The organism is Ochrobactrum sp. BTU1, from assembly GCA_018798825.1.
In the GTDB taxonomy this organism is placed as follows: Bacteria; Pseudomonadota; Alphaproteobacteria; order Rhizobiales; family Rhizobiaceae; genus Brucella.
The window spans coordinates 1,489,143-1,504,293 of record CP076355.1; the positions used below are offsets into that span (position 1 = coordinate 1,489,143).

Below are 15,151 nucleotides of genomic sequence, written 5' to 3' on the forward strand. Positions count from 1 at the left end.
CCGCCTCACCAGGCGGCGTTTTTTTTCGACGCACTCAACGATATTGCGCCTCGATCTCGATAAGCTTCTGCTTGCGCCACAGACCTCCGCCATAACCCGTCAGTGAACCATCCGCACCAATCACCCGATGGCACGGAACAATGATGGCAATCTGGTTGGCACCGTTGGCGCGTGCCACAGCACGCACAGCAAGCGGCTTTTCTACGGCCCTCGCAATCTCGCTATAGCTTCGTGTCTGACCGGCTCCGATATGCTGCAACACTCGCCACACTTCGCGTGTAAATGCGCTCCCATGCATCACCAGAGGAATAGTGAACTTAGCAGATCGCCCTGCGAAAAATGCATCAAGCTCATGTTCGAGCACATCATGCGCCGGATAACGCCCGATGCCAATTGCGCCGTGACTGGCCTTGTATAGCTTTTTTAGCTCTTGCGGTAATGCCTTTCTGTCGGAGAACTCCAGCAGATGGAGTGCAGATTGATCGCACACAGCAATCATCGTACCGAGCGGCGTCTTGATCCAATCTGCCCGCAGCAAACCGTCCTTTTGCAACTGTGCCGGGGCCAGACCGAGGATACGGGCGAAGGCATTGCGGAACGCGTCAGGGGATTCAAAACCCGCATCAATTTGTGCGTCGATGACACGCTCGCCCTGCACAAGTGTTTGGAAACCCTGTCGCAACCGTTCCTGCCTCGCCATTTCAAGGAAGGTGATTCCAAAATGCCTTCTGAAACTGCGCCGCACCGTCGAAGGATCAAAACCCATCTCAGTGACATCGTCTTCGCGCCAGCGCCGTTGAGGCTGTGCTTCCAACGCCCTCAGCAGGCGATCCACTGAAACATCGGCCTCAGCTGCAGGCTGCAACGGGCAACACCTTTTGCATGGCCGGAAACCATCAGCAATACATTCAGGAATCGAAGCAAAAAATCGACAATTCTCTTTCAGAGGCTTTCTTGCAGGGCAGCTCAGCCGACAGAAGATGCCGGTCGAAACTACGCCCACATACACCCTTCCCTCATAAGCGGAATCGCGAGCGATCAAGGCATCATACAACGTGTTCATATCGGGAAGTGTGTTCAACATGACAATCATATTAGCGCTTCGGCTTCAATTTGCAGCCGGAAATCGGGCGTTTATTTTCCAACATTTCGCTGATGCAAACCAACCATACCCCTTTACCATAAAAGAATATTTCTATTCATTCCCAATAACTGGAACGCTATTTATTCGGTATGTACTGGTGACAAACTTAACAATCAGGTGAAAAATTGGCTTCAGGGGTCGAAACAGCCATCAGCGCTGCCGATGCTTTCTCTCATATGAGAATTATCAACGGGATGGGGATCAGTCTGTGCCTGTCACGGCTTCTCATTTTCGCTTCCCGGTTCGTCCAGCATCCCAATAAGCATAAGATTTCCTACATGCATATCGGCTGGATTATTGTAGTTTTTCTCTGGATAATTCAGTTTTGGTGGGATTATCTTTCTGAGAGCAGTACAAAGACATACAATATATATACATATGTTCTTGATCTTCTGTATGTATTTGGATTGTTTTTCATGTGCGTCACTTTAACTCCAGATGACATCACGGAGTATGGTGACTACGAGAGATACTTTCTGTCACGAAAAATCTGGCTCCTGTCACTGCTTATATTCCTCAACCTCGTAGAGCTAATGCGCAGTGCGGGGCCAAGCATTTCCATCAACGGAGAAAAGCTTGAAATCGCTGACTTTGTTGTCTTCGCGATTGAGACGATTGCAATCCTTTTGGCAATGCGCATCAAGCGTAAAGGCTTTCAGTACTTCTTCATATTCTTGCTGATCGGGGCAGTTTTTGCTGACTTCACAATTCAATTCGATTGAATTGTGAAAATAAAAAAGCCGCCATGCATTCACATGGCGGCTTATCTTTCTGGTGCAACAGCGATTAAGCCGAAAGCGCCTTGAATTTTGCAAGAATCGCATCACCCATTTCGGTCGTGCCGACCTTATTGGTACCTTCCGACCAGATGTCGGCGGTGCGCAGACCATCATCGAGGACACCGGCAATCGCCGCCTCCAGACGATCGGCTTCATCGATCAGGTTGAACGAATAACGCAGGCACATAGCAAGCGAAGCGATCATGGCAATCGGATTGGCAATGCCCTGACCAGCAATGTCTGGTGCCGAACCATGCACTGGCTCGTAAAGCGCCTTGCGCTTGCCGGTCTTTGCATCCGCTGCACCGAGCGAGGCGGATGGCAACATGCCGAGCGAACCGGTCAGCATCGCCGCGACGTCGGAAAGCATGTCGCCAAACAGGTTGTCGGTGACAATTACGTCGAACTGCTTCGGCCAACGAACGAGCTGCATACCGCCAGCATCAGCCAGCATATGCTCAAGTTCAACACTCGAATGCTTCTCCTTGTGGCGCGCGGTAACGACCTGATTCCACAAGACGCCCGACTTCATCACATTGCGCTTTTCCATGGAGGTGACCTTGTTGCGGCGGGTGCGCGCGAGTTCAAAGGCCACATCGGCAATGCGTTCGATTTCATAGGTGTCGTAGACTTGCGTATCGATACCACGCTTCTGGCCATTGCCGAGATCGATGATTTCCTTCGGCTCGCCGAAATAAACACCGCCGGTCAGCTCGCGCAGGATCAGGATGTCGAGGCCCTCGATCACTTCCGGCTTCAGCGAGGAAGAGTGCGCCAGTGCCGGATAGCAGATTGCTGGACGCAGGTTCGCATAAAGGGCCAGATCTTTGCGCAGACGCAGAAGGCCTGCTTCTGGACGCACTTCATAAGGCACACTGTCCCACTTCGGGCCGCCAACCGCGCCGAAAAGCACGGCATCAGCAGCAAGCGCCTTTTCCATATCCGCATCGGAAATTGCCTGACCATGCGCATCATATGCCGACCCGCCGACCAGACCTTCGTCGGTTTCAAACGCAAGATTGAGGCCCGAATTGAGGAAAGCGATGATTTTGCGGACCTCAGCCATTGCTTCGGGACCGATGCCATCGCCGGGCAGGAGAAGGAGTTTTCTGGATGCCATAATGCCAAGCCTCTGTTTTTTCTCGCACAATAGCGGCTGGGAAATCAATTTCCCATAACGCGCTTTCAAGTTCCGCGAGGGTTATAGAACCCAGTCGCGCGGCAAGCAACAACCCTCAACGCGAAACTTATGAAAAAGAACAGAGGACATGTAGAAATTATATAACCGGGTTATCGGGCAGATTCGCTCAAACTTCAAATCTGCCCAAGGCTTATATTCTCTATTCCAGAGGACGTGCTTCCGATGGCAGCATGATCGGAATGCCACCGCGGACCGGATAGGCAAGCCTCGCCTTTTGCGAGATCAACTCGTTATGCTCCGCATCATATTGAAGCGGTCCCTTGGTTAGTGGGCAAACCAGCAGCTCAAGCAGTTTCACGTCGAGATTGCCGGTACTTTCATCAATTGCCATTATTGTTTCCCCAGCGGTCATTGCAAACGCGAACCATAATCGTCCTTGGCTTTCGCCAGAACCATTTCAGTAATCGCGATCAAGGTCGCAGCTCGTGTTCTTAAATCTGCAGCTTCCAGAAGCGCCTGCTTTTCAGCAGGGCCGAAAGGCGACATCATTGAAAGCGCATTGACCAGTGTGTCATTTGCAGCCCGCGAAATACTATCCCAGTCGGCTTCTAAATTGTGTACGTCCAGATAATCCTTGAAAGCGCGCAACAGCGCTTCCCGGTCGATCTCGCCCATGTCGCGCGCAGCTTCAAGGTCAGTTAGGAATGGCGCAATCTTGCATTGGCGATAAGGCCTTCGGGAATTGACTTCCTCCAAAACCCGGAACCGGCAGATGCCCTGCAATGTGATAAGCACACGGCCGTCGCCAGTCTCAGAATAAGTGGTGATCCGTCCGAGACATCCAACCCTGCTCAATTGCGGTCGAGCGGTTTCATCGAACGTCTCGCTTTCGTCATCCTCACCTGTATCTTCAATGCGAGGCTGAATGATCGCGATAATTCGCTTATTAGAAATCGCGTCATCGACCATTTCGAGATAGCGTGGCTCAAAAATGTTCAGTGGCAACTGACCACCTGGCAAAAGAAGGGCCCCTTTGAGCGGAAATACCGGAACAAGTTCCGGAATATCCGAAGCTGTCCGATATCGCGCGTTGCCCACCTGCATGACTTTCTCCTTCCGAGCATTTCCAGCAAAGTTGTGAAGCGGCTTCGCATTTGTAAATGCATGAAAACAGCGAGATGAAGTGGCTTCAATCGTTCCCTGTCATGAAGCCTATTAAGAGAATAAGAGCGACGACAGCTTACGCCGCGCACCCAGTGTCGCCGGATCTGTGTTGCCCCATGCCTCGAAGAACTGAAGAAGCTGCTTGCGCGCGCCATCATCGTTCCAGCTGCGATCAGCCTTCATCACGGCCAACAGCTCATCAGCCGCTTCAACACGGCGTCCCTGAGCATTTCGCACCTGCGCAAGATCATAACGCGCCTGAAAATCGTTCGGATCAGCCTGAATACGGCGCTCCAGCTCCACCGGATCACCAATGAGCTTCACCTGATCGGCAAGAGCCAGCCGGGCTTCAAGTGCGCGAACCGGCGCTGCATCCTGCTTGTCAGCAGGCAGGCTTGCCAGAATTTCGCGCGCCTTATCGGCATCACCTGATTCAAGCAGGCAAGTCGCCAGACCAACAACAGCATCGACATTATCAGGGGCCACCTGCAGGATTGACGAGAAAATCTGCGCCGACTGCACAAAGTCACCAGCTTCAACCAGTTCCTTGGCCGCGGTCACTGCTTCGGCAATTGCCGCTTCCTGATCGCTTGGTCCACCAATTTTTGCGATGAATTCCTTCACCTTGGATTCCGGCAAAGCACCCATAAAGCCGTCGGCAGGCTGGCCGTTCACGAAGGCAATCACAGCCGGGATAGACTGGATGCCGAGCTGACCCGCGATCGACGGATGGTCATCGATATTCATCTTAACGAGCTTGACTGCGCCGCCTGCTTCACGAACTGCGTTTTCGATGATTGGCGTGAGCTGTTTGCAAGGGCCGCACCATGGCGCCCAGAAATCAACAAGCACCGGCTGATTGCGCGATTCCGCGATAACATCCGCCTGAAAGGCTGCGGTCGTTGTATCCTTAATAAGATCCTTGCCGCCTAGAGAAGCACCACCGGCAGTCGAAGCCGACGTGCCAAAAGACACATTGCGGGTCATTTGCTCAGCTGAGTTCGAATAGGGATTGTTCTGGCTCGTCATCGGATATTCCTTATGTCTTCCAGCTTGCATATAGTGAAGCAGCAGGCCGGTTTCGATATCTCAGTTTGTATCTGCAGCAACGAATTTCAAGCCACCATGGCCCATCAAGCGTCACTTGCCAGTCTATACCTATGAAAACACCTTCGCATCCTCTGAAACAGCAAGAATGCGTACTTCATGTCCTGTCGCGGCGAGAAAACGCATCAGATCATCCCGCTTGATCGATGTGGTGGCCTCGTTGGTCAGGGGATGCCCATTGATGACGTCGTTTTCCATCAAACTTGCGTCAAGGACGATCTGAACTTTGTGGCCTGTATCGTTTACCGCGCCAAAGACCGTAACGCCACCAGGCACGACACCAAGATACTCCATCAGCTTCTCTGGCTTGCCGAAGGAAACACGGCTCGAAGCACCAATAATCTGATGAATCGACTTGAGATCAACAACAGCTTCTTCATCCACGGTCACCAGAAAGAAATTGTCTTTTTTGTCCTTCAGGAACAGATTCTTGGTGTGACCTCCGGCGATTTCGCCACGCAGGCTTTGTGAATCGGCGACCGTGAACAGAGGTGGGTGTTCCACCGTCTTCACCTCGATATCGAGGTTTTTCAGATATTCATGCAGCTCGGCCGATGTCATGGGCATAAGATTCTGTTCCCTTAATGCATGGTCTTTGCAAAAGACCATTATAGAAGCGTTGCTATAAACTTAATCACGCAGACCAAAGACGCAATAGCCGTATTTTTGCCATCCGTAGAGCGATTGCTTCCCTACAGGCCCGAAGCACCACGGTTTATCGAGAATGACAAAATGCACTCTCAAATACCGCTGATTCACACTGATTTGCCGAGTCGGAATCTCAATTGCCAACGATAAGTATCTTATTCACAACGAGGCAATGAATAATTTTTATCATTAATATCAATATCTTATATCATTTCTGCGATTTCTTTTCAGGAAAGAACATTTTCCCTGTTGCAATATCAAAAGCGTTGGGCCATATAGCGCCTGCCTGACGGAAACGACTGGCGCGAGCGGGTGTAGCTCAGGGGTAGAGCACAACCTTGCCAAGGTTGGGGTCGAGGGTTCGAATCCCTTCGCCCGCTCCAGTTTTCCGTTAAGTAAAGGCAACAAAATCCCGGCTTCGTCCGGGATTTTTGCTTTTTTACGCCAGAAACCTTCAAAGCCGAACAGCTCAAAAGTGCGTCTCCACGTCTGTGTTAGAACAGTTTTCGCAATGCGCTCTAAAGCGTACGACGATTGCTTGCTAGCAGCCACAAGAGATAGACACCGCCAAGCAGGCCCGTCGTCAAGCCAATCGGCATTTTCACATTGAGCGGAAAATGCTGGCTGACGAGATCAGCCCCTATGAGCAATGTCGCGCCCATAAGCGCGCTCGAAACAAGCGGCACGCCCGATCCACGCGTCAGCCGACGTACCAGTTGCGGGGCGGCAAGTGCGATAAAGGCTATCGGTCCAGCCGCAGCTGTTGCAATTGAAGTTAGTCCAACAGCTGCCAAAACCATGACAAGCCGCGTCGATTCAGTTGCGACACCCAGCTGGCGTGCGGCATCGTCCCCCATTTCGATCAGATCGATCCGCTGGGCATGATAAATTGCAACCGGCAGTATCGCCACAAAGCCGATGATGGCAGGCACCGCATGAGACCAGGTTCGCGTGTTCAACGAGCCGGCAAGCCAGAGCTGTGCCGATGCCGCCTGATCAAGGTCCCCTGCGACAAGCATCACCGTATTTAAACCTGACAGAACAGCACCCACACCAATCCCCACCAGGATGAGCCGGTAGCCACCCGTCGTCCGACCCTTCATTGCGAGCAGAAATACGATCAGGGCCGTGCCAATGCCGGATAAAACCGCCGCCAGTGCAGTTTCAAATGGCCCGGAATTGAAAAGAATTATTTCTACGATAGCGCCCGTAGCAGCCCCGGTTGTAAATCCTATGATGTCGGGCGATCCAAGCGCATTGCGGGAGATGGATTGGAAAATTGATCCCGCCATACCCAATGAAGCACCGACGAAAAGTGCGGTTATCAAACGAGGAAGACGCACTCGGAAAACTATCCGGTCGGCCGTTGGGTTAAGTCCATGGCCCGTGATGCTTTTGAGAATATCATTGGAGGTAAAACTCATGCTGCCTGTACCCAGATGCATGACACCCATAGCGCAGGCAAGCACAATCAGCACAATACAAACGACCAATGTTCTCATTCGCCATTGAATGGAAAATGAACCAAAGCGCAGGACGGATCGAGGTTGAGCATTCATAGTTTCGACAACCGGAATCTGCGAACAACGAAAATGAAAAATGGTCCGCCAAGCAACATCGAAATGATGCCTGCCGCAACCTCTGAAGGCGCTGCGATCACGCGCCCGATAATGTCTGCGCCGAGCAATAGAATTGCCGCGAACAGCGCTGAATACGGCAAAATCCAGCGATAGTTTGGCCCCACCACAATCCGTGCAAGATGCGGAGCCACCAGCCCCACAAATCCTATCGGTCCAGCACCCGCTGTTGCAGCACCAGCAAGAAGCATAACAGAGAGGCAGGACAGGAACCAGGTTCGATAGACGTCCACGCCCAGTGCGGCACCCAGTTCTTTGCCCAGAGCAAGCGCATTCAAGCGTCCGGCAATCGAGAACGCTGCAATCAATCCGGCAGCGATCGAAACAGCAAGCACCACAATGACATCGTATCCCCTCCCCTCGACGGAGCCCGCCGACCAGTGACGAAACTGATCCAAAACAGATGTTGGCGCATTGATGATGAGAATGCCGGTAACAGAAGCCAGAACGACGGATATTCCAGCCCCAGCCAGCACCAGACGAACGGGGTTCGTCCCCGCGCGCCTTTCCTGCCCCAGCAGGAAAACTGCTACCCCGGCAAGGCCAGCGCCAACAAAGGCAAACCAGACATATTGTGAGACACTTGTCAGGTTGAATGCCACGATCCCAAGGATGACGGAAACAGCAGCCCCTGCATTGATACCCAGCAATCCCGGCTCGGCCAGTGGATTGCGGGTCACAGCCTGCATCACGGCACCTGCAACGCCTAGCGCCAGCCCGACCAGAATGGCAATAATGGTGCGCGGAACCCGCAATTCGCGGATGATCAGATGCTCATTATTTTGAAGATCCGGCAGCCAGAGCGCCTGCACGGTATCGGCAAGCGAGATCGAACGCGAACCGAGCACGAGGCTTGCGAAGACGGCAAGTAGCAGCACCACAAGTCCCGCAATCAGCCCCCAAAAGCGGCGTTGCCTCTCCGAGATGGAAGAGAACCCACGACTTCTCGTTTGTTGAAACAAGCTGGAGATCATTTGCGGAAATGCGGAACGACCATATCGATCATCTGAATGCCAGAATAATAGTCGATGCGGAAGGATGTCGGCCCAAGCGAATAGACCCGACTGCCTTTCACGGCATCAAGATTAGCAAGTACCGGGTCGCTTAAAAATGAGCGTACATCGCCATCAAGGCCACGCAGGAGAAACACACTCTTGCCGGTTACCGCAGCAGAAAGATTCTCATGCGAAATGAAATCGAAATCGGAGCTGCGTGTGACTTGTTTTGTAAGAGCATCCGGCAAACCAGCGACTTTAAACCCAAGCGCTTCCAGCAATTGTGCTTGTGCACTCGTTTGTTTGCCGATCGAGTAGCTGTTTCCAATATTATAACCGACAATCGTCACCGGATCGACAGGCACTTTGATCTCCGCTGCAGCCTTCGCAGCATAATCATCAAAGCGTGCAACGCTTGCGACGACATCATTCTCAAGGCCTGCGGCCTTACCGAGTTGCTTCGCAATATCCTGCCAGCTCTGATTGGAGTAATTGACCACCATGGTCGGGATGCCTTGCGCGACAAGCTCTGCATACTGGGGCAGAACGCTGTCCGCACCCGTCGCTGAAACAACAACAAGATCAGGCTCGGCTGCGATAATTGCCTCAATATCGAATTCCAGATTGGAGTAGAGAACCTCTACGCCTCGCTCATCCGCCACCTTGGCCCATTGCGAGAAGAAGCCCTTTTCATCGGTCAAAGGGCTCGGCGTGGTTGCCGCACTGGCGACCAACGGCGCATTGATAGCCAACAGAATACCGGTCAGGCTCGGTGCAGTCGAAACAATCCGCACGGGCTTGGATTTCAGCGTCAGCGCGCCCGAATGATGTTCGATGGTGCGGGGCCATCCTAAATCTTGCGCAAGCGCGAATTCGAACGTCAAAACCAGCAACGCGAGCATTACCAGAAACTTGAGAACATTCTTACTAAGTGCCATAGCTGATACTTCGTTGCCGCGTGATGCAATTGGATGGAGAAGACGCTTCATAAAACATGATCGCGCTACTCCATATTGCAGAACGCATTCTACAATGCAATACGGGACGACAATCCTACCCTGCTGAAGCCCCACCGAGGAGCCACAATGACACACCGCCTTCACGCTGAAGCCGTGACCCTGAAATACGACGAGAGAACGGTTGCAACCGATCTATCGGTATCTATTCCAGATGCGTCATTCACCGTGATTGTGGGCCCGAATGCCTGTGGGAAATCCACTCTTCTCAGAGCATTGTCGCGATTGCTCAAGCCCAGTCAGGGGAAGATTATTCTCGACGGCGGCGATATTTCAAGCTTGCCTGCAAAAGAGACCGCCCGACGACTGGGGTTGCTGCCACAAAGTTCGACTGCACCGGAAGGCATCACCGTTGCAGACTTGGTGGCGCGCGGCCGTTACCCGCATCAGTCATTCTTAAGGCAATGGTCGGAAGCTGATGAGCTGGCTGTGGCGCAGGCAATGGAAGCGACCCGCGTCACCCCATTAGCAGGAAGACTTGTCGATGAACTCTCCGGCGGCCAGCGTCAGCGCGTATGGATAGCGCTTGTCCTGGCACAGGAAACACCAATCCTGCTCTTGGATGAGCCGACAACCTATCTCGACATCGCACACCAGATTGAACTGCTTGATCTGCTAGCGCAGCTTAACCGACAGGGACGAACAATCGTCGCTGTGCTCCATGAACTGAACCACGCCTGTCGTTATGCGACCAACATGATTGCCATGCGCGAGGGCGCGATCATAGCGCAGGGCAAGCCTTCTGACATCGTCACCGAACAACTGGTCAAAGATGCATTCGGGCTCTCTTCGCTTATCATTCCAGACCCGATATCGGGGACGCCGCTGATCGTCCCAAAGAGCAGCACTGCCCATATAGAGCCTGCAAAATAGAACAACGGAAGCATGACGCATCATACCCGGTTTCCGAAACGCTTTAGCTCTTCGGCATTTCCAACTTGGTATCAACGATGAGGCCACCTGTTGATTCATTGACAATGCATGCTTCATAAAAAAGCGCACGACGCTCTTCATCCGTGCGCAACTGGCCAAGATCGGCAACAGTTGTCATCACGCAGACAATCTCGCCTTGAGCATCGAGCACAGGCGAAGCCTGACCCGTCACATTTGACAAGAGATGGCTGGTCATCTCAGACCAACGATCTTTTCGTACCTTTTCAAGCAGGGCTTTAGATGGCGGCGTTCCGCGAAAATGTGCAGGTTGTACCTTGCGCGCCCGATCGACAGTGGCCGTTGGAAGATAGGACTGAAAAATATGACCGCAGGCTGTATTGTCGATCGGCAATGTATCGCCAAGCGCTAGCGGGTTAACGGAGAAATAGGCGCTGCGATACCAGCGAACCAGCGTCGGCCCTCTGTCAGTCCAGATCGCCACACCACCACTCATCGCATGAGTTTGCGATAAAGCTTTCATGTGTTGTGCAGCGATCTCCACCGCATCAACCCGCCGAAGCGCGCCGATGCCGATGCTCAGTGCCGTTGGACCAAGGTCATAAAAACCACTGACCGGATCCTGCTTCGCAAGACCTTCCTTTACAAGGCTTTGCAGATAGCGATGCGCTGTCGAGCCGCCGGTTCCAGCACGTTTCGCCACCTCTCCCAGAGGCAGTTCATTCTCGGCATTGGCGAGAATCTTCAGAAATCGGGCAGCAATTGAAACAGACTGTATCGTGCCAGACCGTTTGTCGCTAACGACCTCCATCTCCTCACCCGCGGATTGACCCTGATCTTCCAAATGTCCTGCCTCCCGATAGATTCACCACTTTCTTTAGCCCGATGGGCACATAAAGTCATGCCTTTCCAGATAGCTAAGCCGACGAAGGCTACACTCAAAATCTGGCGTTGTCCGTCCAACTGCAGAACCTGTTGCGATTTGGCAACAGGCTGAACATGCTTGCAATCATACTGGATTGCGGTATGCATTCCTTATTGCGGAATCTATTTTGGAAGCATAACAGAACATGACTTACTCACTCATGTTTTGAGGCGACTCATGATTACCCGCTCCTCCCGCAACTTTTTTTATGGCGTCAGCGCGTTGACGTTGGCAGCGATCTCAAGCTCATCAACCTTTGCACAAGATGCTGAGGCATCTGGAGGCTCCAAAGGACTGGTGCTCGACACGCTCGTCATCACCGGCGAAAAAGTAGCGCGTGATATCAAGAACACTGCCTCATCCGTGACCGTGATTACCGCAAAGGAAATCAGTAAGGAAAAGACGGGCGACACCTCTGTATCGGAAGCGGTCCGCGGAACACCCAACGTTGTCTATACCGACACCGTGGGCGCACCCGTTATTCGCGGTCAGGACACGCAGGGCCCAAACAATGGCGCGACAGCCTTCTTCTCCGGCACAGTCCCCCGCGCAACAATCAATCTTGACGGCCACTATCTGAATTATAACGAGTTTATCTTCGGCTCCACTTCCATCTGGGATCTCGACAGCATCGAAGTCTTCCGCGGGCCGCAGACCACATCTCAGGGCGCGAATGCGATTGCCGGTGCGATTGTGGTCAATACCAAAGACCCGACATTTGAGCAGGAAGGCGCATATCAGGTCGAGATCGGCAGCTATAAATCCAAGCGCACCTCGATTATGCTGAACAGCCCGCTCTACAAAGACGAGCTCGCAGGCCGTTTGGCTATCGATTACTCGGGGCGCGACACTTTCATTGATTATGTCAATCCGGGCTTCTACTCTTCTGGAACCGATCAGGATTTCCAGTCGCTGAACATTCGTTCGAAGTTGCTCTGGCAGCCTGCTGAAATCCCAGGCCTAGAGGCAAAGCTCACCTACTCGTTCAACAAGAGCAATCGCCCGACCTATGAAGCGGCGACACCGCTTTACTATGATCTCGACTACAGTGGCGCAACTTTACCCTCTTGGGATCAGCGTACCAATACTGGCATCTTGGATGTCAGTTATGAATTTGAGAATGGCTTCAAGCTCCACAACCAGACACAGTTCTCAGACTCTTCGGTCAAGCGCAGAGTGGGGGTCGCACATAATGGTGACGCCAATATCGACCAGACAAATATCTCGAATGAGACACGCCTCACCTTTGGAGATCAGGAGGACGTCCTGAGCGGTGTCGCTGGTGTTTATTTTGCACATACAAAAACCGACGAGCTTCTCGATCTGGTGAATGCTGCCAATAAGGTCGCTGTAAACAATTATATCTCTGAGTTCGACGACAAGAAAACAAATGTTGGCCTGTTTGGCGAACTAAGCTGGCGTATGAATGAGCAATGGACATTGACTGGAGGCGCGCGCTTCCAGTACGACAAAATTCAGCGCGATGGTGTTTCAGTCTATGCACTGGACGCGATTGATTTTGATGAATCCTTCTCTGCTTTCCTGCCTAAAGTATCGCTGGCCTATGCCATCACCCCTGAGCTTACCGTCGGTGGCCTTATAAGCCGCGGCTACAATCCGGGCGGTGTTTCGCTTTATATGAACACATCCAACCCTGCGACGAGCAAATGGAACAAGTTCGACGAGGAAACACTATGGAACTACGAACTGTTCACCCGCGCCGCATTCTTGGACAATAAGCTCGTTATAAACGGCAACGTGTTCTACATGGACTTCAAGAATGCCCAGTACAATATTCCTGTTGTCATTTCTCCCGGGATAACACAGTCATATACCATCAACGCGGAGAAGGCACATGCCTATGGACTTGAACTCGGCGCTGATTACCAGATCCTCGACAATCTGACCCTCAAGGCAGGCGCAGGTATCATGCGCACGAAAATTGATGAGATTTCGAGCAATCCCGATTATGCGGATAATGAGTTTGCAAAATCGCCGGGCTACATGCTGAACTTCGGAGCAAGCTGGAATGTAACCGAAAAATTCAATGTTTCTGGTGATGTGCGCTATATCGACAGCTACTATTCCGATGTCGCGAACACCTCATCCTACTGGATCGACGCTTACACAATCGCCAATGCCCGCGTAAGCTACGACTTTAACGAAAAATTCCAGCTCTACGGATTTGTGAAGAATATCTTCAACGAACGTGTACCGACCGCCAAGCAAGCAACGCGTGGCCTAAGCGGAGCAACGACACAGGCCAGCATGACAATGCCACGCACTTTCGGCATCGGCATCAAGGGCAGCTTCTGACCACTTGCGTCAATCAATCAAACCGCGAGCTTTCGGCTCGCGGTTTTCTGCTGAAACACTGACTGGATTTCTTTATGACATCTCGCAAAACGCTCCACATTGGCATGTCGCTTGCTCCCACCTGGCTCAGCAATGATGGCTGGCGGCATGACAACAGCGATATTGAAGGTGTTTTCGGCTCAGACTTTTACGTCGACATTGCGCAACGCGCGGAGGCTGCAAAGCTCGACTTTGTGTTTCGTCCCGATAATCTATTTCTCAACAGCCAGATCATGGAAACCACGCCCGGATTCGCTAGTCTGGATGCCACATTGCTGATGGCAACGCTTGCGCGCGAAACTTCCAAAATCGGTCTACTCACCACGATTTCTACCACCTTCATGCCACCCTATGCCGTCGCACGGCAGGTTCTGTCATTGCATCATCTAAGCAACGGGCGTGCAGGATGGAACATCGTGACCGCCCTTGATGGCAATGTGAATTTCGGTCTTGATGAAATGCCGACATCCGACGAGCGCTATGCGCGAGCAGCAGAGTTTACCGATGTCGTGCAAGCGCTCTGGCAAAGCTTCCCTGGTGACGCTCTCAAGCGTGACCGGACTAGCGGCAACTATGCTGACACGGCACGTATCAAACCAATTAATCATGCGGGTGCTTTGTTTAAAGTCAAAGGCCCCCTCAATGTTCCTTCGCTGGAGAATGTCCCGATCCCACTGGTTCAGGCGGGCGCTTCACCAGCCGGACGCAGTTTCGCAGCATCTGTCGCCGATGCGATTTTCTCGGCAACACCAGATATTGATGCAGCGATTAGTCTGCGTAATGACCTGCGCTCTCTGGCGCAATCTCACGGCCGGAATTCCGACGATGTGCGCCTGCTTCCGGGCCTCAGCCTCTATCTTGCACCAACGCGTAAAGAGGCGGAAGAGCTTTTCTCCTATACCCACGCGCGCGGCGAGCGCACGCGCAAGATTGCCTATATTCGGGATATGACCGGCCTTGATCTAACCGATTGGCCAGAAGATCGCCTGATCCGCCCGTCGGACATGCCTCCACCACCAGAAAAAGTACGCAGCAAAACCCACGCGGGATTGCTGCAGCGCCTTTTGCACAAAGAAACACTCAGCCTTCAAGACCTGCTACGCAGGCCGGAAGTGATCAGCGCCGCCCATTGGCAGATCATTGGCACGGTCGATGACGCCGTAGAAGCAATTCAAAAATGGTCTGATGCAAGTGCTATTGATGGTTTCATCACCGCCCCCGGCGGTTCAACCTCATCCATGCGTCTCACCCTTGACGAGTTGATGCCAAGGTTGAGCGAAGCAGGCCTTCTCCGCACCGACTATACCGGTGACACATTCGCTCATCACTTGAGCGAATAGGCTTTGCCG

General features: G+C 52.6%; 14 protein-coding genes and 1 tRNA gene. 5 read left to right on the forward strand and 10 right to left on the reverse strand.

The features are described 5' to 3' along the window. Positions 1-34 precede the first annotated feature (34 nt). On the reverse strand, positions 35-1,084 hold the full coding sequence (locus tag KMS41_18210; protein QWK80307.1) for a trifunctional transcriptional activator/DNA repair protein Ada/methylated-DNA--[protein]-cysteine S-methyltransferase: 1,050 nt from the start codon (positions 1,082-1,084) through the stop codon (positions 35-37). Positions 1,085-1,560: 476 nt separating this feature from the next. On the opposite strand from KMS41_18210, the gene KMS41_18215 reads away from it, so the two are divergent. Beyond that, positions 1,561-1,866, forward strand: a complete 306-nt coding sequence (locus KMS41_18215) for a hypothetical protein (GenBank protein ID QWK79406.1) — start codon at positions 1,561-1,563, stop codon at positions 1,864-1,866. Positions 1,867-1,930: 64 nt separating this feature from the next. Here KMS41_18215 and leuB read toward each other — a convergent pair whose 3' ends face one another. From leuB to KMS41_18240, 5 genes are all read right to left on the reverse strand, one after another. Further along, positions 1,931-3,043 carry a 3-isopropylmalate dehydrogenase gene (leuB, locus tag KMS41_18220; GenBank protein ID QWK79407.1) on the reverse strand — a complete coding sequence of 371 codons (1,113 nt, stop codon included), beginning with the start codon at positions 3,041-3,043 and terminating at the stop codon, positions 1,931-1,933. Positions 3,044-3,263: 220 nt separating this feature from the next. Then, positions 3,264-3,455 carry a Trm112 family protein gene (locus KMS41_18225; protein ID QWK79408.1) on the reverse strand — a complete coding sequence of 64 codons (192 nt, stop codon included), beginning with the start codon at positions 3,453-3,455 and terminating at the stop codon, positions 3,264-3,266. A gap of 17 nt (positions 3,456-3,472) precedes the next feature. Beyond that, positions 3,473-4,168 (reverse strand): LON peptidase substrate-binding domain-containing protein, encoded by a 696-nt coding sequence (locus KMS41_18230; protein ID QWK79409.1) that lies wholly within the window; start codon positions 4,166-4,168, stop codon positions 3,473-3,475. A gap of 111 nt (positions 4,169-4,279) precedes the next feature. Further along, positions 4,280-5,257, reverse strand: coding sequence for a thioredoxin (gene trxA / locus KMS41_18235; GenBank protein ID QWK79410.1), 978 nt, complete (start codon positions 5,255-5,257; stop codon positions 4,280-4,282). A gap of 129 nt (positions 5,258-5,386) precedes the next feature. Then, the gene (locus tag KMS41_18240) at positions 5,387-5,902 is read right to left on the reverse strand and encodes a prolyl-tRNA synthetase associated domain-containing protein (protein QWK79411.1); all 516 of its coding nucleotides are present in this window, start codon (positions 5,900-5,902) and stop codon (positions 5,387-5,389) included. A gap of 389 nt (positions 5,903-6,291) precedes the next feature. Between KMS41_18240 and KMS41_18245 the strand changes: the two genes are divergently transcribed. Continuing rightward, positions 6,292-6,366, forward strand: a tRNA-Gly gene (locus KMS41_18245). A gap of 135 nt (positions 6,367-6,501) precedes the next feature. Here the strand turns inward: KMS41_18245 and KMS41_18250 are convergent. The 3 genes from KMS41_18250 to fepB form a co-directional block, all read right to left on the reverse strand. Continuing rightward, positions 6,502-7,485, reverse strand: a complete 984-nt coding sequence (locus KMS41_18250) for an iron chelate uptake ABC transporter family permease subunit (protein ID QWK80308.1) — start codon at positions 7,483-7,485, stop codon at positions 6,502-6,504. A 53-nt stretch (positions 7,486-7,538) separates the two neighbouring features. Further along, positions 7,539-8,501, reverse strand: a complete 963-nt coding sequence (locus KMS41_18255; protein QWK80309.1) for an iron ABC transporter permease — start codon at positions 8,499-8,501, stop codon at positions 7,539-7,541. A gap of 89 nt (positions 8,502-8,590) precedes the next feature. Beyond that, on the reverse strand, positions 8,591-9,553 hold the full coding sequence (fepB, locus tag KMS41_18260) for a Fe2+-enterobactin ABC transporter substrate-binding protein (protein QWK80310.1): 963 nt from the start codon (positions 9,551-9,553) through the stop codon (positions 8,591-8,593). Between the two features lie 147 nt (positions 9,554-9,700). Between fepB and KMS41_18265 the strand changes: the two genes are divergently transcribed. Further along, entirely contained in the window at positions 9,701-10,504 is an 804-nt protein-coding gene (locus tag KMS41_18265) for an ABC transporter ATP-binding protein (protein ID QWK79412.1), read from the forward strand. Between the two features lie 43 nt (positions 10,505-10,547). Here KMS41_18265 and KMS41_18270 read toward each other — a convergent pair whose 3' ends face one another. Further along, entirely contained in the window at positions 10,548-11,333 is a 786-nt protein-coding gene (locus KMS41_18270) for an IclR family transcriptional regulator (protein QWK80311.1), read from the reverse strand. Positions 11,334-11,624: 291 nt separating this feature from the next. Here KMS41_18270 and KMS41_18275 point away from each other — a divergent pair, with 291 nt between their 5' ends. After that, positions 11,625-13,763: a TonB-dependent receptor gene (locus tag KMS41_18275; GenBank protein QWK79413.1), complete on the forward strand. Its 2,139-nt coding sequence runs from the start codon at positions 11,625-11,627 to the stop codon at positions 13,761-13,763. 74 nt (positions 13,764-13,837) lie between these two features. After that, positions 13,838-15,142, forward strand: coding sequence for an NtaA/DmoA family FMN-dependent monooxygenase (locus KMS41_18280; GenBank protein ID QWK79414.1), 1,305 nt, complete (start codon positions 13,838-13,840; stop codon positions 15,140-15,142). The last annotated feature ends 9 nt before the right edge of the window (positions 15,143-15,151 follow it).

Coding starts and splice junctions, on each gene's coding strand:
- KMS41_18210 (QWK80307.1), bottom strand. CDS start 1,084: ATGTTGAACACACTTCCCGATATGAACACGTTGTATGATGCCTTGATC.
- KMS41_18215 (QWK79406.1), top strand. CDS start 1,561: ATGTGCGTCACTTTAACTCCAGATGACATCACGGAGTATGGTGACTAC.
- leuB (QWK79407.1), bottom strand. CDS start 3,043: ATGGCATCCAGAAAACTCCTTCTCCTGCCCGGCGATGGCATCGGTCCC.
- KMS41_18225 (QWK79408.1), bottom strand. CDS start 3,455: ATGGCAATTGATGAAAGTACCGGCAATCTCGACGTGAAACTGCTTGAG.
- KMS41_18230 (QWK79409.1), bottom strand. CDS start 4,168: ATGCAGGTGGGCAACGCGCGATATCGGACAGCTTCGGATATTCCGGAA.
- trxA (QWK79410.1), bottom strand. CDS start 5,257: ATGACGAGCCAGAACAATCCCTATTCGAACTCAGCTGAGCAAATGACC.
- KMS41_18240 (QWK79411.1), bottom strand. CDS start 5,902: ATGCCCATGACATCGGCCGAGCTGCATGAATATCTGAAAAACCTCGAT.
- KMS41_18250 (QWK80308.1), bottom strand. CDS start 7,485: ATGAGAACATTGGTCGTTTGTATTGTGCTGATTGTGCTTGCCTGCGCT.
- fepB (QWK80310.1), bottom strand. CDS start 9,553: ATGGCACTTAGTAAGAATGTTCTCAAGTTTCTGGTAATGCTCGCGTTG.
- KMS41_18265 (QWK79412.1), top strand. CDS start 9,701: ATGACACACCGCCTTCACGCTGAAGCCGTGACCCTGAAATACGACGAG.
- KMS41_18270 (QWK80311.1), bottom strand. CDS start 11,333: ATGGAGGTCGTTAGCGACAAACGGTCTGGCACGATACAGTCTGTTTCA.
- KMS41_18275 (QWK79413.1), top strand. CDS start 11,625: ATGATTACCCGCTCCTCCCGCAACTTTTTTTATGGCGTCAGCGCGTTG.
- KMS41_18280 (QWK79414.1), top strand. CDS start 13,838: ATGACATCTCGCAAAACGCTCCACATTGGCATGTCGCTTGCTCCCACC.